Annotated in this window: 25 protein-coding genes; 12 read left to right on the forward strand and 13 right to left on the reverse strand. The window is 53.2% G+C overall.

Features of this window, described 5'->3' with window-relative positions; all coding sequences use genetic code 11:
* The first annotated feature begins 17 nt into the window (after positions 1-17).
* Complete coding sequence (gene menE / locus RT52_RS05715) at positions 18-1,382, forward strand: o-succinylbenzoate--CoA ligase (protein ID WP_034815766.1); 1,365 nt, start codon at positions 18-20, stop codon at positions 1,380-1,382.
* The gene (gene menC, locus RT52_RS05720) at positions 1,366-2,433 is read left to right on the forward strand and encodes an o-succinylbenzoate synthase (protein WP_034815768.1); all 1,068 of its coding nucleotides are present in this window, start codon (positions 1,366-1,368) and stop codon (positions 2,431-2,433) included. Before menE ends, menC begins: the two co-directional genes overlap by 17 nt.
* Before the next feature lie 237 nt (positions 2,434-2,670).
* On the opposite strand, the gene map is transcribed toward menC, so the two are convergent.
* From map to RT52_RS05745, 5 genes are all read right to left on the reverse strand, one after another.
* Entirely contained in the window at positions 2,671-3,420 is a 750-nt protein-coding gene (gene map / locus RT52_RS05725) for a type I methionyl aminopeptidase (RefSeq protein ID WP_081852662.1), read from the reverse strand.
* A gap of 14 nt (positions 3,421-3,434) precedes the next feature.
* Positions 3,435-4,616, reverse strand: coding sequence for an EAL-associated domain-containing protein (locus tag RT52_RS05730; protein WP_034815773.1), 1,182 nt, complete (start codon positions 4,614-4,616; stop codon positions 3,435-3,437).
* 48 nt (positions 4,617-4,664) lie between these two features.
* Entirely contained in the window at positions 4,665-4,916 is a 252-nt protein-coding gene (locus RT52_RS05735) for a hypothetical protein (protein ID WP_034803864.1), read from the reverse strand.
* Positions 4,917-5,017: 101 nt separating this feature from the next.
* A complete protein-coding gene (gene cshA, locus RT52_RS05740; protein WP_167331251.1) occupies positions 5,018-6,544 on the reverse strand; it encodes a degradosome RNA helicase CshA in 1,527 nt (508 codons plus the stop codon).
* A 163-nt stretch (positions 6,545-6,707) separates the two neighbouring features.
* Entirely contained in the window at positions 6,708-7,559 is an 852-nt protein-coding gene (locus tag RT52_RS05745; protein WP_034803867.1) for a CvfB family protein, read from the reverse strand.
* A 287-nt stretch (positions 7,560-7,846) separates the two neighbouring features.
* Between RT52_RS05745 and RT52_RS16445 the strand changes: the two genes are divergently transcribed.
* From RT52_RS16445 to abc-f, 5 genes are all read left to right on the forward strand, one after another.
* Positions 7,847-7,996 carry a hypothetical protein gene (locus RT52_RS16445; RefSeq protein WP_167331252.1) on the forward strand — a complete coding sequence of 50 codons (150 nt, stop codon included), beginning with the start codon at positions 7,847-7,849 and terminating at the stop codon, positions 7,994-7,996.
* 126 nt (positions 7,997-8,122) lie between these two features.
* A complete protein-coding gene (locus tag RT52_RS05750) occupies positions 8,123-8,365 on the forward strand; it encodes a hypothetical protein (protein ID WP_034803870.1) in 243 nt (80 codons plus the stop codon).
* An 86-nt stretch (positions 8,366-8,451) separates the two neighbouring features.
* Positions 8,452-8,712, forward strand: coding sequence for a hypothetical protein (locus RT52_RS05755; protein ID WP_034803873.1), 261 nt, complete (start codon positions 8,452-8,454; stop codon positions 8,710-8,712).
* Positions 8,713-8,794: 82 nt separating this feature from the next.
* Positions 8,795-9,496, forward strand: a complete 702-nt coding sequence (locus RT52_RS05760) for a lysophospholipid acyltransferase family protein (RefSeq protein ID WP_034815775.1) — start codon at positions 8,795-8,797, stop codon at positions 9,494-9,496.
* Positions 9,493-11,382 carry a ribosomal protection-like ABC-F family protein gene (gene abc-f, locus RT52_RS05765; RefSeq protein WP_034815777.1) on the forward strand — a complete coding sequence of 630 codons (1,890 nt, stop codon included), beginning with the start codon at positions 9,493-9,495 and terminating at the stop codon, positions 11,380-11,382. The genes RT52_RS05760 and abc-f overlap by 4 nt, the downstream gene beginning before the upstream one ends.
* Positions 11,383-11,391: 9 nt before the next feature.
* On the opposite strand, the gene RT52_RS05770 is transcribed toward abc-f, so the two are convergent.
* The 6 genes from RT52_RS05770 to RT52_RS17855 all read right to left on the reverse strand — a co-directional run bounded on the left by RT52_RS05770 (position 11,392) and on the right by RT52_RS17855 (position 15,424).
* A complete protein-coding gene (locus RT52_RS05770; RefSeq protein ID WP_034803906.1) occupies positions 11,392-11,934 on the reverse strand; it encodes a GNAT family N-acetyltransferase in 543 nt (180 codons plus the stop codon).
* Positions 11,935-11,942: 8 nt separating this feature from the next.
* The gene (locus RT52_RS05775; RefSeq protein ID WP_024371642.1) at positions 11,943-12,575 is read right to left on the reverse strand and encodes a response regulator; all 633 of its coding nucleotides are present in this window, start codon (positions 12,573-12,575) and stop codon (positions 11,943-11,945) included.
* On the reverse strand, positions 12,572-13,600 hold the full coding sequence (locus RT52_RS05780) for a sensor histidine kinase (protein WP_024371643.1): 1,029 nt from the start codon (positions 13,598-13,600) through the stop codon (positions 12,572-12,574). The genes RT52_RS05775 and RT52_RS05780 overlap by 4 nt, the downstream gene beginning before the upstream one ends.
* Positions 13,597-14,289, reverse strand: a complete 693-nt coding sequence (liaF, locus tag RT52_RS05785) for a cell wall-active antibiotics response protein LiaF (RefSeq protein ID WP_034815780.1) — start codon at positions 14,287-14,289, stop codon at positions 13,597-13,599. The genes RT52_RS05780 and liaF overlap by 4 nt, the downstream gene beginning before the upstream one ends.
* Before the next feature lie 84 nt (positions 14,290-14,373).
* Positions 14,374-15,018, reverse strand: a complete 645-nt coding sequence (locus RT52_RS05790) for a PspA/IM30 family protein (protein WP_034803884.1) — start codon at positions 15,016-15,018, stop codon at positions 14,374-14,376.
* Between the two features lie 22 nt (positions 15,019-15,040).
* Positions 15,041-15,424: a lmo0954 family membrane protein gene (locus tag RT52_RS17855; RefSeq protein ID WP_024371646.1), complete on the reverse strand. Its 384-nt coding sequence runs from the start codon at positions 15,422-15,424 to the stop codon at positions 15,041-15,043.
* A gap of 244 nt (positions 15,425-15,668) precedes the next feature.
* Here RT52_RS17855 and rsgA point away from each other — a divergent pair, with 244 nt between their 5' ends.
* Both rsgA and RT52_RS05805 read left to right on the forward strand, forming a co-directional pair.
* The gene (gene rsgA, locus RT52_RS05800) at positions 15,669-16,643 is read left to right on the forward strand and encodes a ribosome small subunit-dependent GTPase A (protein WP_034815782.1); all 975 of its coding nucleotides are present in this window, start codon (positions 15,669-15,671) and stop codon (positions 16,641-16,643) included.
* Between the two features lie 208 nt (positions 16,644-16,851).
* Entirely contained in the window at positions 16,852-18,078 is a 1,227-nt protein-coding gene (locus RT52_RS05805) for an NAD(P)-dependent malic enzyme (RefSeq protein WP_034815783.1), read from the forward strand.
* 39 nt (positions 18,079-18,117) lie between these two features.
* Here RT52_RS05805 and pflA read toward each other — a convergent pair whose 3' ends face one another.
* Positions 18,118-18,834 carry a pyruvate formate-lyase-activating protein gene (gene pflA / locus RT52_RS05810; RefSeq protein ID WP_034815785.1) on the reverse strand — a complete coding sequence of 239 codons (717 nt, stop codon included), beginning with the start codon at positions 18,832-18,834 and terminating at the stop codon, positions 18,118-18,120.
* A 56-nt stretch (positions 18,835-18,890) separates the two neighbouring features.
* Complete coding sequence (gene pflB, locus RT52_RS05815) at positions 18,891-21,137, reverse strand: formate C-acetyltransferase (RefSeq protein ID WP_034803894.1); 2,247 nt, start codon at positions 21,135-21,137, stop codon at positions 18,891-18,893.
* Between the two features lie 361 nt (positions 21,138-21,498).
* Here pflB and RT52_RS05820 point away from each other — a divergent pair, with 361 nt between their 5' ends.
* From RT52_RS05820 to RT52_RS05830, 3 genes are read left to right on the forward strand one after another with little or no spacing between them, the layout of a single operon-like run.
* Positions 21,499-21,921: a hypothetical protein gene (locus tag RT52_RS05820; RefSeq protein ID WP_034803896.1), complete on the forward strand. Its 423-nt coding sequence runs from the start codon at positions 21,499-21,501 to the stop codon at positions 21,919-21,921.
* A gap of 54 nt (positions 21,922-21,975) precedes the next feature.
* Entirely contained in the window at positions 21,976-23,142 is a 1,167-nt protein-coding gene (locus RT52_RS05825) for a DEAD/DEAH box helicase (RefSeq protein WP_034815787.1), read from the forward strand.
* Positions 23,139-23,780 carry a hypothetical protein gene (locus RT52_RS05830; protein ID WP_034815789.1) on the forward strand — a complete coding sequence of 214 codons (642 nt, stop codon included), beginning with the start codon at positions 23,139-23,141 and terminating at the stop codon, positions 23,778-23,780. Before RT52_RS05825 ends, RT52_RS05830 begins: the two co-directional genes overlap by 4 nt.
* Positions 23,781-23,797: the final 17 nt, after the last annotated feature.

Below are 23,797 nucleotides of genomic sequence, written 5' to 3' on the forward strand. Positions count from 1 at the left end.
TTTTGGAGGTATGCCTGATGAATGCACTGAACCATCCGACTGATCACATCGCCCTCGTCACGGCCGGACGCCGTTTGACATGGGGCACGTTGTGGAACGAGAGCGCACGCCTCGCGCACTATGTGAAACGGAACGCACCCGATGCCCGTCATATCGGACTGTATGCTGCCAATAGCGCCGAGTACGTCATCGCTGTCCATGCCGTTCTCTTACTCGGGAAAGTGCTCGTCCCACTGAACACACGGTTGACGAAAAGTGAGATCAAGACGCAACTCGAGACGGCGGATGTCGATCTTTTGCTCGTCGACGAAACGTGCGACGTCCCGGTTCCCCAGCTGACGCTCACGATGCGCGACGACGAACCAATCTCTGACTTCCACGCGTGGAAACAAGACGAGGTCATGTCGCTCATGTTCACGTCCGGGACGACCGGACGCGCGAAAGCGGTCAAGCAGACGTACGGCAACCATGTCGCAAGCGCCGTGGCCGCTCGAGAGCACCTCGGCTATGGCACACGCGACCGCATGCTCGTCGTGACCCCGCTGTTTCATATGAGCGGGCTCGCCCAAGTGTATCGGGCCGCCTGTTTCGGTTCGACATTATACGTGGAACCGAAGTTCGACGCCGCCCGGACGCTCGACTTGATTACACGCGAACACATCACCCACGTTTCACTCGTCGCCGTCATGCTCGACCGGTTGCTCGCAATCGGACTACAGCGCCAAGCCCTGCGCGTCGTACTCGTCGGGGGTGGCCCAGTACCGAAGCCGCTCCTCGAGGAAGCCGAGCGCCGTCACATCCCGGTCGCCCAAACGTACGGCATGACCGAGACGTGCTCCCAAGTGGCGACGTTACTCCCGTCGGAAGCACTCGACCATCTCGGTTCTAGCGGTCGAGCCATCTTGCCGACACGAGTCCGCATCAATCCAGATGGCGAGATTGAAGTGAGCGGTCCGACCGTGACACCCGGCTACTATAAGCAACCAGAAGCCGACGCGTGGACGACAGACGGGTTTTGGCGGACCGGAGACTTGGGTACAATCCAAGACGGCTATTTGTACGTCCACGACCGAAGAAGCGACTTAATCATCTCAGGGGGCGAGAACGTCTACCCGGCCGAGATTGAGAGCGTGCTCCGGCGTTGCCCTGGCATTGAAGACGCCGGGGTCACCGGACGCCTTGATGCGACATGGGGAACCGTCCCTGTCGCCTATATCGTCGGGTCGTATGACCCGCTCGAACTGGAACGCTTGCTGACGGAACACTTAGCCAGCTATAAACATCCGAAAGCGTTCTATTCCGTCCGTGAACTCCCACGCAACGCAAACGGGAAATTGATGCGCCATCGCCTAAAGGAGACCGCTTATGATTCGACACGCTGAATTATATATCGTCCCATTGACGTTCAAACATCCGATTGTAACCGCCCACTCCGTCCTCTCGACCCGACGGACGATCATTCTCCGGCTCGAGACGACGGACGGCCTCATCGGATACGGGGAAGGTGTTGCTTTTGAGACGCCCTGGTATACGGCAGAGACGGTTCGCTCGACAATCGATGTCTCGACGCTCATCACCAACCTGTTAGCGGGGCAGTCCGTGTCACCCCACTCGTTTCCGGCGCTCGTCCGATCCATCATTGGCCATCCGATGGCCAAGGCGATGTGGGAGAGTGCCTGTTGGGAGATTGAAGCAGCCCGGCAACAGAAGACACTCAAACAACTGCTCGATGCGGGTGACACGGTCGACTGCGGACGAACGATTGGGATCGGTCTTCTGGCCCAGACGCTTAAATCGATTGAAGGGGCACTCGAGTCGGGTTTCGACCGCATCAAGCTGAAGGCAGCACCGGAAGAGTTGTTGTACTCGTTGAACGAGATTCGTGCCGTCTTCCCCGATGCCCCCCTCATGATCGATTTGAACGGGAGCGGGGTCGAACAGCCGCTCTCGTGGTTCGAACAGTTGGATGCGCATCGCCTCTTGATGATTGAACAGCCGTACCCGAGCACATATTGGGCTGCGTCTACCGATTTACAAGTCCGGCTCGAGACACCGATTTGTCTCGACGAGTCCATCACATGCCGGCAAGACGTCGAGACGATGACCAGACTCGGTGCCGGCCGCATCGTCAACATTAAACCGGCCCGCGTCGGCGGCTTGACCGAGGCGCTCGCCATCCGTGAAACGAACGTACCGTATTGGGTCGGCGGCATGTATGAGTCCGCAATCGGTCGTTACCATACGCTCTTGTTCGCTTCCTTGAGCGGTGCCGCTTACCCAGCCGACATGGCGGGAACGAGCGCCTATTTCGAGACCGATTTGCTCGACACACCGCTCGAGGTCAACGGCGGACAGCTCATCATCCCGGACGACCCGCGACCTGATTGGGCAAAGATCCGGCGCTTAGCCGAAGAGACGATTCAGCTGAAATAAAAAGGCAGATGACGAACCCATTCGCAAAAAGCGGCTCGGTTCGTCTTTTTTGTGTTCAAGAAGATCGAGTCCCCCAGAAAACACAAACGGCCACCCGACGGCGACCGTTTGTGTTGCTCGTCCGACGGAGACCCAGCAGCGAAGCGAGTCGCGATGCGGCTCCGGGATTGCCTGCGGAAAGCGTGGGCGCCGGAAGGACGAGCGATTCAATTGATGTTAGTCAACAAGCTGAGGCAGTCAACGGAACGAACCCGTCAACACTTCAAAGCCGTCCTCGGTGACGACGACCGTATGTTCAAATTGCGATACGAGACTATTGTTTGGCGTGAAGAGCGACCAACCGTCCTCTTCCGACTGATAGACAACTTCGTCTTTCGTCGAGATGAACGTCTCGACGGCAATGACTTGGCCGACTTTCAAGATGTCGTTCTCTTCCCGGTTGTAGTAGTTCGAAATCGACTCCGGCTCCCCATGGAGTGTACGCCCCAACCCGTGTCCGGCCAAGTTGCGGATTACCGTGAAGCCGTTCTTTCTTGCATCGGCGTAAATCGCCTTTCCGATTTGGTTCACTTTCGTCCCGGCTTTCACTTTGCTGAGCCCAGCTTCGAGCGATGTGAGCGACACTTCGACGAGCCGTTCGTGCTGTGATGATTTTGGCGTACCGGCGATGACCGTCCGCCCGGTGTCCGCGTAATAACCGTCCTTCACAGCCGAAACATCGATGTTGACGAGGTCCCCGTCTTGAATGACAAGTTCGCCCGGGATGCCATGTGCGGCAATCTCGTTGACCGAGATGCACGTATAGCCCGGAAACTCGTACATCGTGATCGGCGCCGATGCCGCTCCTTCTGCTTCGAGAATTCGTTGTCCGATCTCATCCAGCTGTTTCGTCGTCATTCCCGGTGTGACGGCTTTCGCCATCTCATCCCGGGCCAAGGCGACGATGCGTCCAATTTCACGTAATGCGTCGTAATCATAATCAAGCATCATATATCCCTCTTTCAGTCTAATAATCGATTTTGGTATAAGTATTCCTCCGACAAGTCGGCGAATAAGAACATGCCATCTGGCAACGGATAGCTAAACGTCCGCGTCACTTCATTCGAGCTGAAGTCTCGATAGTCATCGGATAAATAACCGCGCCCGCGAACACGCATCGCCGCCATAGTCTGAATGAAATACGGACGAAAGCTCCAGTTGTAACCCCGATACGTATTGTCGACTCTCCATTCGGCATCCGCCTGATAAACGTTCGCACTCGTCTGGAAACCGGTACGGTCGGTCAAATAATACCGCACGAACTTCCCTTCGAGCTTCGTCGCGATATGAAGTAGCCACTCATCCTTCTTGTCACGGGACCACTTTCCGGCCGCGAGCTCTTGGATTTGACGGTGTAACTCAAATTCGAGTTCATAAAGGCGCTGCAACCGTTCTTGGTCGTGAAGAAAGAATGACGGTACTTCTTGCGCGAGGACGTTCATCCCTTTCGTCTCCAGAACAGGCGACGTCGCTCGCTGGCCAAGCAGTCCGCCCATGTAAAAACGCCCACCGTGTTGCCACGCGTAACGCAACTGCCCGACGTGATCGATTGATTTATAGAGGAGCGGAGCCCCGAGCTTTGAAGCGATATACTCCATCGTTTGCAACATGTGCGGATACGTCACCGGCAACGTCTTCTTCTCGACCATCGTCGCTAAGTCCACGAGTAATAGCTCCGGCGCGATGGCCATGATGTCCTCGATGCTCGTCGACTCAGCGAAATCGAGCGCGATTTTCACCCCGTATGAACGATAATACTGGACGACGCGCGACAGTCTCGATACGTCGACGAGATCGGTCCCTTGAATCGTCACGTAAATGCGATGGAGCGGGAAGTTCAGTTCGTGAAGCGGCGCAAGGAACGCTTCGCCCCCTGCTTCAAGAATCCATTCGGCCCGGCATCGAAACGTGACGAACTGTTTCGCATCTCGCAGCGACTCCGCAGCCAAACGTTCCATCCGTTTTGCGATGTCGAGCTGATACTCGACCGGCACGTCGTCATCATAAAAGAACGATGTGAGCGAGTCACCCCTGAACTGGCCATGCACCATATAGCCTTCGACTTGAAACGTAGCCGCCCCAAGAATCGGCTCATACGTCACCTCGACTTCGTCTGGATTCATCATCACATCCACTGCATCCACTCGTCATCACCTCATTCATTTAATCAAAAATAAGAAAGCGAGCCGGTTTCAGCTCGCTCGTGTATGCACATACATATAGGCACCGAAACAAGCAATGAAATACACGATACTCATTACCCCATAGCCGATTCCCATTTTCCCACCGACACCGATGGCCATGACGAGCCAAATCATCGCGCCAAATAGTAACGTCGCTACGGGGATATAGCGAAAATTCGGCCGGTCCGTCTTTGATACGATTGGCTTTAACGCCAATACACATACCAACAGTATGACGAAACCGAAACTAAGTTCTACCATCCATTGACACCTCATCCTTCCATCTCTACTCGTTTAGTGTAGCATGACCGCAATAAAAAAACCGCAAATCCACTTAAGGAAATGCGGTTTTGATTTATCGATTAGTCACGTGGACGGCGTGGGCCACGGTCGTCTGAACGACGGCGATCGTCCGAACGACGACGGTCGTCTCCACCGCTACGTTTGCCACGGTATCCACCGCCGCCACCGCTACGGCCGCCACGGTCTCCGCCGCCACGACGTTCGCCGCCGCCACTACGGTTTCCACGGTATCCACCGCGGTCGTTGCGTCCGCCTTGACGCTTCACGCGAATTGGGTCTGCGTATGAGATTTCAACTGGTGTTGAATCCGGCTCTTTCGTCAATCCACGAAGGGCTGCCGCAAGAATTTCAACTGCTTCATACTCTTCAAGAAGCTCTGTCGCAAGTTGCGTGTAAGCTTTGAAATCGCCCGCTTGAACGCGTTCGATCAACTCTTCAGCTGCTTGCTTTTGGTTGCCTTCGAGTACTTCCGCGATCGTCGGTACGTGACGACGGTTCATCTTCTTGTTCGTCACGCGCTCGATTGCTTTCACTTGGCCGAACTCACGTGGTGTGATGAACGTAAGGGCAGTACCTGTTTTACCAGCACGGCCTGTACGTCCGATCCGGTGCACGTAGCTTTCCGGGTCTTGTGGCACATCGAAGTTGTAAACGTGTGTCACACCTGAGATGTCAAGACCACGTGCCGCTACGTCTGTTGCGACTAAGATGTCAATCGTGCCGTTTTTGAAACGACGGATGACTTGGTCACGTTTCGACTGCGTCAAGTCACCGTGAAGACCATCAGCCGTGTAACCACGCTTGATGAGGGCTTCTGTCACTTCGTCAACGCGTTTCTTCGTACGAGCGAAGATGATGCTGAGTTCTGGTGAGTCGATGTCAATCAAACGGCAAAGCGTATCGAATTTCTGGCCTTCGCGCAATTCGAGGAACTGTTGGTTGATGTTCTCAACTGTCATTTCCTTCGCTTTTACTTTGATGATTGTCGGCGACTTCATGAAGCGTTCAGCAATCTTCTTGATCTGTGGTGGCATCGTCGCTGAGAAGAGAAGCGTCTGACGCTCAGCTGGAAGACCAGCCAAAATCGTCTCGATATCTTCTACGAAGCCCATGTTGAGCATTTCATCCGCCTCGTCCAAGATGACCGTTTGGATCTCGTCGAGTTTGATCGTCTTGCGTTTCATGTGGTCCATGAGACGTCCTGGTGTCGCAACGACGATTTGTGGGTTCTTTTTCAAGCCGCGGATTTGACGGTCGATTTGTTGACCACCGTAAACAGGGAGTGCGTATACACGTTTTGATTCCCCAATTTTGTTTAATTCTTCTGCAACTTGAATCGCAAGTTCACGTGTCGGTGCAAGAACGAGTGCTTGGACTTGACGCGCCTTTGAATCGATTCGCTCAATTGTCGGAATACCGAAAGCTGCTGTTTTCCCTGTACCTGTTTGTGCTTGTCCTAATACGTCCACTCCAGTGAGTGCGACAGGAATTGTTTCAGCTTGGATCGGTGTCGCTTCTTCGAAGCCCATCTTGAGTACACCTTTTACTAATGCTTCACTTAACTGTAAATCTTGGAATTTTGTCAAATTATATTCTCCTTTGTTCATACAAAAAACGTCTGAGAGTTCGTTCAACAGACGTTCTTTCAATGTTTCCTCTTAGTCAACTTTACTAACTATAACGTATTCATTTCTAAAATGAAAGAAATACATTCTAAAACTTTTCATGACTGCGTCAGCATGAGTAATCTTATTTCAATTTGTACCCGTTGTCGAGCTTTTCAACTCGCTTTTCTTTTAATAACTTACCGAGCGCACGTTTGAAGGCCGCTTTGCTCATCCCGAACTCCCGGTCGATGATGTCAGGTGCCGTTTTATCGCCATAAGGCATTTGGCCACCTCGTTCTTCAATATAAGAGAGAACGTTTCCTGCGTCCCCTTCAATCGCTTCGTACGCACGTGGCTTCATTGAGACGAGTACCGTACCGTCTTGTTTCACTTTCGTCACGCGGACTGTCAACTGCTCACCGAGGCGTGGCCATCTTGTCATCTCCGCTTCATGTAAGAAACCGAGTGACTCGTTCTCGACCCAAACGTTGACCCCGACGTCTCGTTTATTTAATACGATTGCCGACACGTCTTGGTTGCCCCACTCTTCTTTTGCGGGGCGAGCTAATAAATTCAAGTAAGCGTATGGAGCCGGGTCGCCTAACAGACGCCCTTTTTGGTCGTACTTGAGGCGAACGCATAGCTTGTCGCCTTCTTTTGGCCAGTACGACCGATTTTCAGGAAGGTCGTCTTGTGAGACGAGCACATCTTTTTGAATCCCGATATTGACGAACACGCCCGTATTGTACCGGACACCCGTCACTTCGAACCATTCGTACTCATCGAACGTCACGTTCGGAATCGTCATCGTCGAGGCGAGCCGTCCTTCTGAATCATGATAAAGGAAGACACGCACCGTCTGTCCGACCGTGACTTCTTCCGTTTGCTCTTTTCGATGAAGCAGTACTTCTTCACGACCGTTTCCGATGAACACACCGAAATCAGCGGAACGTTCCGCGACCAAGTCTACGACTTCTCCTGCACGTAATGCCATATGATCCACATCCTTTTTTCTTCTATTACTGTCAGTATACCTACCTACACACGTTCCTAATCATATCATGTTCCTTTTTCTTCCCCCAAACAAATGTGACCAAAATGTGAACACAAACCCTCATATGAAAAGAAAAAAAGACCGGCTTATGCCGATAATGTTCAAATGATTGTGACAATTTTGTGAACGGCGTATTTCCATCTAGTATCCACATTTTGAAAACGTTATTATAAGAGAAGTGTTGTTTAACAATTAGGTTTCAGCCATGGCCGAACGGGGGATATAAAATGTTTGATGTTCAATCTCGCTCATTTGCGAAACGCTTTATGAAGGGGCTATTGATTACGTTCTTCGCCCTTCTCGCTTCACTTAGCTTCATTTTCTCAAACGGTGTCGACACGAACGTGTCTTCATCGGTCACAATGGTTCAAGAGTGAAACGCCTCTCTATTCGGGAAGGCGTTTTTTTCTTTTGTTCGACAGAAAAAGGAATTTATCTGGCGATTGTCGAACGAATTTAACGTTCGGCACTTTTTGAATCTTGTCGGAAAGGAAGAGTCACTCATGCTATTTTACTTTCTCGCCACGATTGTTTCGGTCGTCGGTTTATCCGTCTCGTTCCAAACCGGTTTTTTCAAGGACCCGATCGGCACGTTCTTATTCGCAGCGCTGCTCGCGATGGGATTGTCTTCATGCAAGCAGTTGATCGCGCAAACGAACAACCTGCTCAAAGAACGGCGTGACCAAAAGCGAATCAATCGAATCGTCGCCCGGATGCACTCTAGCTCGCGCAAACGCTCTACATAACACTCGTCTTCGACGGTCAGTTTTGTTATTCTAATGAAGATAGTAGATCGCATAACGGATTTGAACCGTAGGAGGCACACACACGTATGAATGAAATCCCCTTATCGAACGAATGGATCTTACGCTATTCACCGGTCATGGAGCTATGGCTGAAAGAAGACGGAATCTTGCTCGTCGACGATGACAACCGGATTCGGCTCACGCTTGAAATCGGGAACGATCAAGCGATGCAAATCAAAAGCATCGAGCAAGACGGTGCTTACTTCGTCGTCGACCCGGTGAATAAACGAATGACGTTCGAACTCGAGGAAGAAGAAGAGGAAAGCGATTCTCGCTTCTGGGAATAAGGTTTCATGCCGTAGAGTCGGATTCTCCATTCGAGAAGAAGACTCTTTCTTATTGCGCGCTACATGGAAAGGAGACAACTGTATGATTCGCACCGCTGTTTGGTTTTTCTCATTTTTCGCCGTACTTCCAGTGACATTGCCGTTTTTAAAGAAGGCAAGCACGATCGAGGTACCGGCCCGCTATCGCTACGTGCAAGACATCGCCTATAAATGGGCCACCTTTTTATTAAAGGTTGCCGGGGCGAACGTTCGTGTGAAGGGACTCGAAAACATCCCGAACGAACCGGTCGTCTACGTCGCGAACCACCAAGGAAACTTCGACGTCCCGATTATGATCACGGCGACGAAACACCCGAAAGCGTTCATTTCAAAAATCGAAGTTCAAAAATTCCCAATTATCCCGCGTTGGATGGAGCTGATGGGTTGTATCTTTATCGACCGGAGTGACCGCCGGCAATCCATCAAGGCGATTCGCTCTGGCGTCGAGACGATTAAGTCCGGACAGTCCATCATCATCTTCCCAGAAGGCACACGCTCGAAAGGCGGACCGATGAAAGAATTCAAAGCCGGCAGTCTGACACTCGCCACTTCGAGCGGTGCCAAAATCGTCCCGGTCGCGATTCAAGGTAGCCACCATCTACTCGAGACGAAAAACCGTATCACGCCCGGCACGGTTGACGTGACGTTCCTTCCGGCCATCGATCCGGCCGATATCCCGAATAAGGAAGTCGCCGCCACGGTCGAAGCCGCGATTCGTCAAATCGTAGAAGGAGATGTGTCATGAGTTTACTCACCATCGAAGGGATCCATAAAGAGTTTGCCGATAAAGTCCTATTCGACGACGTAACGATGACGATTCACCCAGGGAATCGGATTGGCATCATCGGCGTCAACGGCTCTGGAAAATCCACCTTTATGAAAATCATTGCCGGGGTGGAGACGGCCGACCGCGGCACGATGCAACACCCGAACGACTACCGAATCCGTTATTTGACACAGACGGTCGAATTCGCACCTGACCAAACCATTTTAGATGCGCTGTTCACGAGCGAGACTCCGTCCGTCCTGGCGTTAAAAGCATATGAACAGGCGCGGCAACAACTCGAAGCCGATCCGGCGAGCGAGCAGCGGCTCGAGCGGTTCATGAAAGCCCAACAAGCTGTCGATGCCGCTGACGCGTGGGAAACCGAGGCGAAATTAAAATCGATTTTAAACCGGCTCGGACTTCCGGACGTGACGGCTGACGTCAGTTCTCTGTCGGGTGGTCAACAAAAGCGGGTCGCCCTCGCTGCGGCGCTGCTCGACGAAGCGGACTTGCTCTTACTCGACGAGCCGACGAACGAACTCGACGCCGATACGATCGCTTGGCTCGAGACGGTGCTCGCGGACTATCGTGGTGCCATCCTACTCATCACGCACGACCGCTACTTCTTAAATCGTGTCACGAACCACATTTTGGAGATTGCGGACGGGACGAGCTATTTCTATGACGGGAACTATGAGCTGTTTCTCGAAAAACGGGCCGAACGAAAAGCGCGGACGCAATCGATGGAACAAAAACGTCAGAACATCCTGCGACGTGAACTCGCTTGGCTCCGACGTGGCGCCAAAGCACGGACGACGAAACAAAAGGCCCGGATTCAACGCGTCGAAGACTTGAAGCATCAGGAGTCGCTCGCCGAAGACGAGGTACTCGAGGTATCCGTCGGATCGCGCCGTCTCGGGAAAAAGGTGATTGAAGTCGAACACCTGTCGTTCCAATATGACGACACGCCCATCATCCGTGAGTTCAACTGGTTGTTCGGTCGCCGTGAACGGTACGGCATCGTCGGCCCGAACGGAAGTGGTAAGACGACGCTCATGAACCTCCTCGCCAAGCGGCTCGAGCCGACGTCCGGCACGGTCGTGCATGGCGAGACGGTCCATCTCGGCTATTACGGGCAACAAGTCGAATTCGAGGACTTGTCACGCCGTGTCATCGATGAAATCGAACGCATCGCGCAAGTGATTCACACCCCGGACGGTGAATCGATTACGGCGAGCCAAATGCTCGAGCGGTTCTTATTCACGCCGGATGCGCAATATAAACCGATCGCGAAGCTTTCCGGTGGCGAGAAACGACGTCTCGTCCTTCTCCGCATTTTGATGGACGAGCCGAACGTCTTGTTCTTGGACGAACCGACGAACGACCTCGATACCGAGACGTTATCCGTTCTCGAGGACTATTTGGAATCTTTCCCCGGAACCGTCATCGCCGTCAGCCACGACCGCTATTTCTTAGACCGAATCGCCGGCCAACTGATCGCGTTCGAAGACGGCTCAATCAACGTCTATCATGCCGAATATAGCGACTATTTAGCCTCGCTCGTCGAGACGAAGGTGCAGGCGAAAAAGGAACCGAAAGAGAAGAAAGAACGCGTCAAGACGGACGTCGTCAAATTCACGTTCAAAGAACAGAAGGAATGGGAAACGATTGAGGACGACATCGCCTCAATCGAGTCTGCCATCGAGACAGCTGAGGCACGCTTGGCCGATGCCGGGAGCGACATCGGAAAAGTGAATGAGATTTATGCCGAAATCTCGACGTTGAAAGAAGCGCTCGATTCGAAGATGGAACGATGGGAATACCTATCAGAAATTGACGAACAAATAGAGGCCCAGAAACGCTAAAAGGCAGGATCATTCGTGATCCTGCCTTTCATGTATGTAGCTATACATATAAACGTCATGTGCCCTGCCATCTTGGCGCATGTAGTGTCGGAGCGTGCCTTCGCGTATGAACCCGTTCCGCTCAAGCATGTGTTGTGAGGCGACGTTCTCTGTATAGACGACTGCCCCGATTCGATCAAACGCTGCCACGCGGCTTGAATAGTCGAGCGTCGTTTGCAACGCCTCGGACGCATAGCCGTTACGCCAATAGTCCGGGTGAATCTCATATCCGACCTCGGCGCGGCGGTGGCGTGGAACGAGATTATGAAAGCCGATGGTCCCAATCAACGTCAAGTCGTCTTTGCGAACGATTCCCCAACGGATGACCGTCCCCGCCCGCATCCCCTCGACCATGTTCGTCACCATTTGAACCGTCTCATCCACTGTGGCGTGCGGCTCCATGCCGTAATGCTTCAATACGGTCGCGTTCGAAAAGATTGGGAACAGCCGACCTGCATCGACCACCTCGAGCGGCCGCAACGTCAGCCGTTCCGTTTCTAACGTCGGAATCACGACACCGCTCATTTGCTCACCAAGTTGTGCTGGAACGCATAGACGACGGCTTGGGTCCGGTCATATACGTCGAGCTTCGTCAAAATGTTCGACACGTGTGTCTTCACCGTCTTGAGCGAAATGTACAATTCATCGGCGATGACTTGATTTGCTTTCCCTTCAGCCATCAGTTGTAAAATCTCACGTTCCCGTGCCGTCAGACTCTCATGAAGCGTCGTTTCTGGATGACGGAGACGCTCGAGCATCTTACCGGTCACTTGCGCGGCCATGACGGGATTCCCCGCCGCTGTCTGGCGAATCGCGTCGGCAATCTCGTTGGCGTTCGCCGTCTTCAAGACGTAACTCATCGCCCCCGCCTCGATGACCGGGTACACTTTTTCATCGTCTAAGAAACTCGTGACGACTAAAATCTTCGCTTCTTTCCAACTCGCTTTGATGCGTTTCGTCGACTCGACCCCGTCGACCGGCTCCATGACGAGGTCCATCAAGACGACATCCGGTTTCTCCGCGATCGCGAGCTCCGCGCCCGTCGCCCCGTCGGAGGCCTCGCCGACGACTTCGATGTCCGGTTGCGTCGACAAGAAAGCCGACACCCCGGCCCGGACCATCTCGTGGTCATCAATTAATACGACTCGAATCATTCCAATCCCTCCACTTGTTGTTTCACGCGCACTTCAATTTGAGTACCGGCACCAGGCACACTGACGAGACGTAACGTCCCACCGACCTCGGCCGTTCTCTCTCTTATCGATTGTAAGCCATATGAGGCGACTTGTGTATCATCGACATTAAACCCGATGCCGTCATCATTGATTTTCAAGATGACCGTCTGTTGGACGGTCCGCATCTCAATCTCGAGCCGCTTCGCCTTGGCGTGACGGAGGGTGTTGCTAATCGCTTCTTGGACGATGCGAAACAGTTCGTTCTCCGTGTGACGGGACAAATGAACTTCTTCGAGCCGCCAGACGAGTTCCGTCGATTGTTTACGAGACAACTCTTCTAACAACCGTTCAATCCCGGTCTTCAGCGTCATCCCTTCTAGCTCGACCGGACGCAGTTGCAAAAGAAGCGAACGCATCTCGGCTTGGGCGGTTTGGGCCATGACCTCGACTTGTGCAATCTGTTTGGCGGCGACGTCCGGTTTGACGTCAATCGTCTGCTTCGCTGCAGTCGTCATCATCGAGATGGCGTACAACTGTTGACTGACCGAATCGTGCAACTCGCGGGCGACACGGCGACGCTCTTCGACGACCGCTTCACTCCGCGCCTCCTCGACGCTGACAGGACGATCCCCGACGCGTTTGGCGACTTCGACCATTTCGGTCCGTTGTTTGCTGATGCGGACGATTCGTTCTAACGTGTCACGATATGGGGATAGCGGACGAAACGTAATTTCTTTTTGGTTCTCTAGTTTCCATAAAGCGTTCGCGACTTCCCGAAAATCGCGGCGTAAGTAAAAGTAGGACCCGACCCCGAACACACTGCCAATCAAAACGGCGATGACGAGGATGGACACACCGAAAGGCAACCCTTCTTCACGCGTGAACAAATCTCGGAGTGAAGTCGAGTCACCTATTAAAAAGGCTAATGTGACGAACAGCGCCGTCAACAAGCTACTGAATAGTTGATGCCAGACGACCGTCCTTGGGTAAGAATCTTTTTTCATACCGTCATCACCTCGACACTTCCGCTCATGAGCACGATATGAATCCGGACTTTGCGCGTCGCCGTCGAATAGTCGTCCGACGCCGTATAGAAACGGCGATTGAACACCGGCGAATAGTTCGATTCATCGACTTGAATCTTACCAAATCCAATCGAGGCATCAATCGAATAATCGTACCCTGCCGGAATCAAGATCCGGACGTCACCGGCGAGTCCGTTCAACAGTAAGAACGTCTCTCCTTCCGGGATGATGGCGCGAGACAAGTCCATTTCGACGTCACGCAGCAAGAAGAACTCGTTCGTGTCTTTCAACACGTAATGTCCCGACTCTTTTGTGCCGAACGAAAACGCCTGTTCTTGCCGGAGGTGTGTGCGGAATCGATTCGATTCGATTGGACGATTTTTATAAAGACGATATCCGAACATGAGTAAGAGTCCTGACAAGACAAATCCGAAAGCGGCCGATGAGAAGATGAGTCCGACGAGCATGATGCCACCGATGCCATAAAAGACATAGCTGACCGGCTGGTTGCCTTTCCGGCTAAAGCGACGTCCGATGTAAAGCAAAAGTAACGGTAAAATCATGCTGAACAAGACGCTATTGCCGCCAGTGATGATGTCGATGAATAGACCGATGGCAAATAAGATAATCATAAATCCGATAATTTGGCGTGTGTTCCAACGTTCCACCCGGCTTCCTCCTCTCCCGATATGTAATATGAAGCAAAGAAGCGATGGCCCGAATCCATCTCGGACCATCGCTGAACCGTCGCGTCAGTCTTGTTTGAAACGACGCTCAAGTTCTTTCAGTTTTGCTTCAAAGTCATCTTCGTCTGCCGAATCGATTGATTCTTCTGGAGTTGACTCTTTCTTCTCTTCCTCTTCTGTGAACGGATGCGATTTCGACGTGTCTGCTCCGAAAATTTGGTCGAGTGCCCCTTTCAACAAATCCATGTTTTGACGCATCGCAAACTCGTAACGTTTGTTTTGCATCTCATCGAGTTTCAAACGCATCTCGAGGGCACGACGCTCGAGGGCATCGAGTTCACGCGTTCCTTCATCGATCAACCCTTCGAAGTAGCGGTATTGTTCCCCGTAGTGCTTCGACTCAAGAGCGGCCCGTTCGGCAAGCTTCTCTTCACCCGCTTTTTTCGCCAATTCCGTCTGCTCGTATCGCTTATCGGCCATCTGTTTGGCGTCATCACGTTTTGTCGCCAATTCATCAAGCAACGTTTTTTGACGCTCGACGAGGCGTTCGACCGACAACGCTTCTTTTTCAGCGCCACGGATGTGACGGTTCAACTCGGCTTCACCGCTCGAGCGCGGTGCCTCTTTATCTTGATACTTCTTCATTTCTTTCGATAACTCTTTCGTCAACTCATTAGCTAAATCACGAAACTGGTCAAATGGTGTCTTCATCCTCGTATCCTCCTTGTGAATCTTAGCGACGGTTTACAAACTTCTGCCAGACTTGGTCAAACGATTGAAAGCTACTTCCGCTCGCACGCGACCCGTCCGCGTTAAAAATCTCGACATCCCGCTTTTGGTTGGCATACATCATATACCCTTTAAACAGGACCCATGCTACCAAAATTCCGATTAACGCCCAAATATTCGACAATACCGTGAGTATCCCGACTACGGCGAGTGCGCCGTAACCGATTTTCGCGCCGACATGTGTCACAGCCATGAATCTGACTCCAGCCCACAGTGCTAAGAGCGCCCCCAAACCAAATAAGATCATATTTGGTAAAAAGCCGATTAGAACGAGAACTAAAGAGATCGCGGCCACGATGAACAGCACTTGCTTCACCTGGCGATTCATCTGTCATCCCTCCTCGTTAAGTACACTCTTATCATAATACGTTATTTTTCGGGATGCGACGAGCGGAAGGCCTGTTTTCCCTCGGTCTGAAGACTGAGATGTTAGCGTTCTCAATCGATGTGGTATACTACTGCTATCGAACAACGAAAGGATGATGTTTTATGAGCACCGTAATCCATGCAGTACCGACCTTGTCAGCCAATCGGAGGGCGACTGTCCTCCACTACTAAAGGGAGGATTCTATTTGAATCAAACAACAAGCACAACGGGACGTGTCACGGCACAGTTCCAACATATGTACACCGTCACGACAGAGAACGAAACCTACACGTGTAGCGTCTCCGGAAAATTTCGGCATGAGGCCGAGAGCGAGCGCGACTATCCCGTCATCGGCGACTATGTCGAGTTCACCGTTCGCGAGCATGGTCAAGGCTTGATTCGACGTCTCCTTGAACGACGCACTGTCCTTTCACGGGCAGCGGCCGGCAACGAGACGCGCGAACAGCTGATCTGCGCGAACGTCGATTTCATTTTAATCACGATGGCGTGCGGCCACGATTTCAACCTGCGCCGCCTCGAACGTTATTCGCTCGCCGCATGGGAGACCGGCGCCACACCGCTCATCGTCTTGACGAAATCGGACCAAGTCGACAGCGCAGATGCCCTCGTCGACGAGCTCACGTTGACGGTTCCTGGGGTCGACGTCTTTCCTGTCAGTGCAGTCACTGGGGACGGCGTGGAAGCGTTGCGAGCCGCACTTCCGGGCGGAAGCACCATCGTCCTCGTCGGCTCGTCCGGTGTCGGGAAATCGACGCTGACGAACGCGCTCGCCGGGACGACCGTCGCCGAGTCACAGGCCGTCCGCGAGAGCGATGAACGCGGCAAGCATACGACGACACATCGCGAACTGTTCCAGATTGACGATTTGTTCGTCATCGACACACCCGGGATGCGCGAGTTCGGACTTTGGGACGGGGCCGACCACCTCGACGAGACGTTCCGCGATATCGAGACGCTCGCCGAGACGTGTCGGTTCCGCGACTGTTCGCACGGCAACGAACCGGGCTGCGCCGTCCGAGCCGCCATCACATCCGGAACGCTCGATGCGAAACGGTATCAAAGCTTCGTCAAACTCGAGCGCGAACTCCGCTACGCCGAGAAACGACAAGCGGAAGCAGCTCGCATCGCCGAGAAGAAGAAACGAAAGACGAAAGCATAACGAATCGGGAGTCACGGAAATGACCGTGTCTCCCTCTTTTGATGGATGCAATTAGCACCATGTCCTATCATGAGTCCGACATTTGTGAACATCCGTTCAGAAATTGTTCCATCAAATGTGCACAAATCCCTCGAAAGAAAGCGGTTACTTCGTTACAATATACACGAATCGCCATAGACAAAATCGTTTTAGCCATAGGGAGAGAGACATGAAAACATTGAATGAACGCGCACTCGAGATGCATGCTTTCCATCACGGAAAATTAGAAACGACTCCGAAAGTCGAGGTCGACACGAAGGAGGCGCTCAGCCTCGCCTACTCGCCCGGTGTGGCCGAGCCGTGCCGACGCATCGCTGACGATAAAGAATTATCTTATGACTATACACTCCGGGCCAATACCGTCGCCGTCGTCTCAGATGGCAGCGCCGTCCTCGGTCTCGGGAATATCGGACCTGAGGCCGCCCTCCCGGTCATGGAAGGGAAAGCCGTCTTGTTTAAAAGCTTCGCCGGCGTCGATGCGTTCCCCATCTGCCTAGACACGCATGACGTCGACGAGATCGTTCGGACGGTCGAACTGCTCGCACCGACGTTCGGCGCGGTCAACTTAGAAGACATCAAAGCACCCGAGTGTTTTGAAATCGAGGCTCGGTTGAAACAATCGCTTCCGATTCCCGTCTTCCATGACGACCAACACGGCACGGCCATCGTCGTCTTGGCCGGTCTCGTCAACGCGCTACGCCTTGTCGATAAGACGATGCCGGAACTCCGCGTCGTCATGAACGGGGCCGGTGCAGCCGGCATCGCCATCGCCAAATTATTGACGCGTTTCGGTGTCGAGGACCTCGTCATCTGCGACACGAAAGGCGCGATTTACGAAGGACGCGTCGAAGGGATGAACCCGTTCAAAGACCAAATCGCCAACGCGACGAACCGGAAGCAACACGAAGGATCGCTCGCCGACGTGCTCGAAGGGGCCGACGTCTTTATCGGCGTCTCGGCGGCCGGGGCTGTCACGGAAGACATGGTCCGTTCGATGGCCGTCGACCCAATCATCTTCGCCCTAGCGAACCCGATTCCAGAGATTATGCCGGAACTCGCGACAAACGCAGGCGCCCGCGTCGTGGCGACCGGCCGTTCAGACTTCGCCAACCAAGTGAACAACGTCCTCGCCTTCCCAGGCATTTTCCGCGGCGCGCTTGACGTTCGCGCGACCGAAATCAATGAGGAAATGAAGGAAGCCGCCGTCCATGCGATTGCCGACCTAGTGACCGAGGAAGATTTGACGAACGGGGTCGTCATCCCGAGTCCGTTCGATGAACGCGTCGCACCGGCCGTAGCCGTCGCGGTCGCTACCGCGGCCGTCGAGACCGGCGTCGCCAAACGCCCGCTCGATGAGACCGCCATCCGTCTACACGTGAATCAAAAGCATCTATAATAAAACTGCGCAGACCATGATGACGGTCTGCGCAGTTTTTTAAACGGTTCCTTGTAAGATCCCTTCCGCCCATTCGACTTGTTCCGTCGTCGGGGGTTTGATCCCTTTGAGCGGATAGTCGAGACCGAGCGCCTCCCATTTGTAGACGCCCATCTCATGGTACGGTAAGATTTCGACTTTCTCGACGTGATCGAGTTTTTGAATGAACGCTGCCGTGCGGCGGAGCGCGCCTTCATCGAGTGTCCATTCCGGGACGAGGACGTGGCGAATCCACATGTTCGTTCCGCGCTCGGATAAGTGCTCCGCGAGCGCGAGCGTGTTGACGTTGCTCCGTCCTGTCAGTTTCTTACACATGTCATCGTCGATATGTTTAATATCAAGCAAGACGAGATCGGTATGGTCCAAAATCGCGTCCAAGTTAGGGGGACGGAGTGCACCTGACGTGTCGAGTGTCGTATGGAGACCGTGTTTCTTCGCCTCACGCAACAGCGCCTCTAAAAACTCTGGCTGCGCAAGCGGGTCGCCCCCAGAAATCGTGATGCCGCCTTTTGACGCTTCCATGAACGGACGATAGCTGAGCGCTTCTTGGATGACATCCTCGGCCGAACGATGGTTATTCTTTTTGAAATCCCACGTGTCAGCGTTATGGCAATAGAGGCAACGCAGCGCACAACCTTGTAAAAAGACGATAAAACGAATTCCCGGGCCGTCAACGGTTCCAAACGATTCGACCGAGTGTACATATCCCATTGTCATCGAAATGACCTCCTAACGAATGAGCGGCCCTCGAGTGAAGGCCGCCAAGCCTTTGTTTACAGTGAACCGTGGAACGTCCGGTTGATGACGTCGATCTGTTGCTCGCGTGTCAACTTGATGAAGTTGACCGCGTAACCTGAGACACGGATCGTGAGCTGTGGATATTCTTCCGGATGCTCCATCGCATCGAGCAACGTCTCACGGTTGAAGACGTTGACGTTCAAGTGATGGCCTTTATGTGCCCCGCCCATATAACCGTCAAGGAGTGCCGCCAAGTTGAGTTCACGTGCCACTTCTTCTTTACCGAGCGCTTTCGGGACGATCGAGAACGTGTAGGAGATACCGTCTTGCGCGTGTTCGAACGGGAGTTTCGCGACTGATGAGAGCGACGCGGCTGCCCCTTTCGTATCCCGGCCGTGCATCGGGTTCGCACCTGGTGCGAACGGTTCGCCGGCGCGACGTCCGTCCGGTGTGTTCCCTGTCTTCTTGCCGTAGACGACGTTTGATGTGATCGTCAAGACCGACTGCGTATGGAGCGCGTCACGGTACGTTTTATGCTTGCGTACTTTTTCCATGAACGATTCAACGAGTTCGACGGCGATCGCATCGACACGGTCGTCGTTGTTGCCGAATTTAGGGAAGTCGCCTTCTGTCTCGAAGTCGACGGCGATGCCTTGTTCGTTTCGGACCGGTTTCACGGTCGCATATTTGATGGCTGACAGGCTGTCGGCTGTGACCGAGAGGCCGGCGATGCCGCATGCCATCGTCCGTAAAATCTCAGGGTCGTGGAGCGCCATCTCGATACGTTCGTACGCGTATTTGTCGTGCATGAAATGGATGACGTTGAGCGTGTTGACATATAGTTCAGCGAGCCAATCGAGCGTCCGGTCGAAGTCAGCGTACACTTTTTCGTACGTGAGGACGTCTTCCGTGTTCATCTCCCAAGCCGGTGCGATCTGGTCGCCGCTCTTCTCATCGCGTCCCCCGTTCATGCTGTAGAGGAGTGCTTTCGCCATGTTGGCGCGAGCGCCGAAGAACTGCATCTGTTTCCCGATTTTCATCGGCGACACACAGCAGGCGATCCCATAATCGTCACCGAACGTCGGAAGCATGAGATCATCGTTTTCATATTGGATGGCCGACGTCTCAATCGACATCTTCGCGCAGTATTGTTTGAACCCTTCTGGCAATCTCGTTGACCAAAGCACCGTCAAGTTCGGCTCAGGAGCCGGGCCGAGGTTTGAGAGCGAATGGAGGAAGCGGAACGAGCTCTTCGTCACGTTCGAGCGACCGTCTTCACTCATGCCACCGATTGACTCGGTCACCCATGTCGGGTCACCGGAGAACAGTTCGTTATAGTCTGGTGTCCGTAAAAACTTGACGATTCGAAGCTTCATAATGAAGTGATCAACAATTTCTTGGACATCCGACTCCGTCAATCGACCAGCTTCGATGTCACGCTCGGCATAGACGTCGAGGAACGTCGAAACGCGTCCGAGCGACATGGCGGCCCCGTTTTGTTCTTTGACGGCTGCGAGATAAGCAAGGTACACCCATTGATACGCCTCTTGTGTATTTTCCGCCGGACGGCCGAGGTCAAACCCGTACGCCGTACCGAGCTGTTTCAATTCTTGGAGCGCCCGGAGCTGTTCCGACATTTCTTCGCGTGTCCGAATATCGGCTTCAGACAAGAAGCCACCACGCTTCGCCAAATCTTTCTTCCGTTCAGCCATCAAGAAGTCGACACCATAAAGAGCGACGCGACGATAGTCTCCGATAATGCGTCCGCGTCCGTATGCATCAGGAAGACCCGTAATGATCCCCGATTTCCGCGCCGCACGCATTTCAGGCGTGTACGCATCGAAGACACCTTGGTTGTGCGTCTTCCGAATGTCCGAATAAATTTTGGTGATCTGCGGATCCGGCTCGAATCCGTACGATTCGAGTGCCGCATCGACCATCCGAATCCCGCCGTTCGGGTGGATTGAGCGTTTGAACGGCTCATCCGTCTGAACGCCGACGACTTTCTCTAACGCTTTGTCTAAGTATCCTGGTCCGTGCGAGATGATGGTCGATGGCGTATGTTGATCAACATCCCAAACCCCGCCACGTTCTCGCTCTTGTTTCGTCAATTCCATCACATGTGCCCAAAGACGATCCGTCGCCTCTGTCGGGCCCGCCAAGAAACGGTCGTCTCCCGTATACTCGTGCCGGTTCAATCGAATAAACTCCCCGACGTTCACTTCCGTCGTCCATTGACCAGGAACAAATCCTGACCACGCTGATTTGATTTCGGTTGCCATGGTTGGTCACTCCTCATAGGTTGAGATAACTGCCTGCTTTCTATAATATGAGTGTACGTGAAAAAGTGAACAAGATGTATTACGAACTTGTGAATGTTGTAACAATCTAATGAACGTTGATACGCCTCGCCGTTTGTAAGCGCTTCACCATCTGTTATACTAGGCAATCACTCAAATTTGAAACAGATGAGGCGCATGGTTGCGTGACTTCAGCGTCATCTGTACTCCTCTTTGCTTTCTGTGACGAAGTATACAGATTTAGGTGTGATGTCCCTCACACTTCAGGGATAGAACTTGAATTTTTGACGCATTTCAGACACAATGAAGGCAGAACATTGTAGAAGAGGAAGGGGTTCTTCCCATGACGTATGAACCATTGACACCTGAGCACGACTTGAAAGTCGGTGATCGAATTTCACTTAAAGTCGATTCAGCCGGAGAATCGCGTGACGGATTCATTACAGAATTTGAAGATGCAGGATTTTGGATTCGCTTCGATGATGACATCGAAAACGAAGATTTCATCGATTATCGAGACAGCTTACTCGTCGCGCTCGTCTCACGACCGATTGATGTCGTCGCGACGCATCCCGAGTTAAAACCGTATGAGCAGTTGGTGACGGAGTTACAGTACCGCGTCTACCAAGGGTTCACGCTCGAAGGCATCGAACGGACAGCCGACGGAATCGATGTGCACATTTCGCTCATCGAAGACGGCCAAACGTATACCCAGACACTGCGCTCGTCATTTGACGGCGACACCGAACATGTTCGTTATATTTGAGACAGGGAGCGCTTATGCTTCCTTTGTTTTTGCCCAACGATAAGGAGAACTGATATGAACTTTACAAAACCATTTATTAACGAAGCCTGGGAGCGCCTCGGCTTCACTGAACCAATGCCGGTCCAAGCAGAAGCGTTCCCGCTCTTGCTTGACGGCAAAGACGTGACCATCGAGGCGCCGACCGGCACCGGGAAGACGCTCGCCTATTTGTTACCGGCAATCGAGAAAATCGACCCGACGAACGAACGCATCCAAGTCGTCATCGTCGCCCCGACACGAGAACTCGTCATGCAGATTCAAAACGTCGCCCAACGCTTCACGGAGAAAGGTGATGTTCGCATCGCTTCATTCATCGGTGGGGTTGAGCTGAAGCGTCAAATCGACCGATTGAAGAAAAAACCGCATTTGATCGTCGGGACGCCGGGACGTCTCGTCGAATTGATTGAAAAGAAAAAATTGAAGTTGCATGAGACGCACACTGTCATTCTCGATGAAGCGGATCAAATCATCGACAGCGGGTTGACCGAGACCGCGGAGCGGATCATCAAGCATACGGCAGCAAATCGCCAAATCGCGCTCGTGTCAGCGACGTTGACGGATTCGTTGAACGCCTGGGCCGCACCGTTCTTGAATGAACCGGCTCACATTAAAATCGAGCGGGCCGTGAATAACCAAGTGTCGTTCGGCTACATGTTGACGACACGCCGCTACAAGCCGGAGCTACTCCGCCGTCTGTCTCACGTCGACGGTGTCAAAGCGCTCGCCTTCATCAACAACCGCTCGTTCTTGCCGCCTTTAAAAGGAGAGCTCGAGAAGATGAACGTGAACTATCGCATGCTCGATAGCTTAAAAGGCAAACGGGAACGCGTCGAGACGCTCCGTGAATTCCGCAAAGGCGAGTACCCGCTCCTCATCACGACGGGCCTTGCCGCTCGCGGCCTCGACATCGAAGAAGTGACGCACGTCGTCCATTTCGACTTGCCCGAATCGATTGACGACTTCATTCACCGCTCGGGCCGGACGGCTCGTGGAAACGCGGCCGGGACTGTGCTATCCCTCGTGACCGATGAGGACTTGAAGCACTTGAAGGCGTTCGCCCGTCAACTCGGCGTCGAATTGAAGGAGCTCGAGATTTACCGCGGTGACGTCATCGAGAAACGCATGGAAGACAAACCGAAAGTCGTCAAGCGCCCTGCGAACAAGCGAGGACCACGTCGATGAAAAAAGACCGGAAAGTGATTCCATTCCCATTGCTTGTGGAAGAGTCCGAATTGCTGGCCGAGCTGAAGAAATTATATGAGCAAGCGGCACTCGCACGGAGCACGCAATGGACAAACTATATTCAAGAAATCGCCTCGGAAGGCACATGGCATTTGAAAGACGCCGAACTGTTCCGCGACCTATTCATCGATTGGGCCGTCTTCTTTGAGACGGACGAGGACGGGATGACGCCGCACGGTCGCTATTTAGCGGACCATAAGGCGGACATGTCCCCGGCCCTGTATCACGCGCTCCGCGGACTCGCCGTCCCGCGCTGTTCAGTCTTTGAAGTGACCGAGGACGGTCTTCGCGACTGGGAGACGAAGGAGACGTATCGCGTCAAACTCCCTGAAAAGCGTGAGGTCGGTGACATCATGCTCGGGAAACTGCTCGACATTCGCGGCAGCTGGCGTTTCGGGTCGGCGTTTCTCGCCCTCCCGGCGAAAATGGCCGGCAACGTATCGGATTTATACATCGACTTCACGGACGAGGTCGGCCCAGGTGCGTTCCTCGACCAGTTCCCCGAATTTTGTGCGGAGCTGATCGATTTGTTGCTCGATTTAGAAGAAGGGGTCATCATCCCGAAACCATCAAAATAACCGAGAGGCGGCCGCCT

It is taken from the genome of Exiguobacterium alkaliphilum 12/1, from assembly GCF_000714435.1.
Lineage (GTDB): Bacteria > Bacillota > Bacilli > Exiguobacteriales > Exiguobacteriaceae > Exiguobacterium > Exiguobacterium alkaliphilum.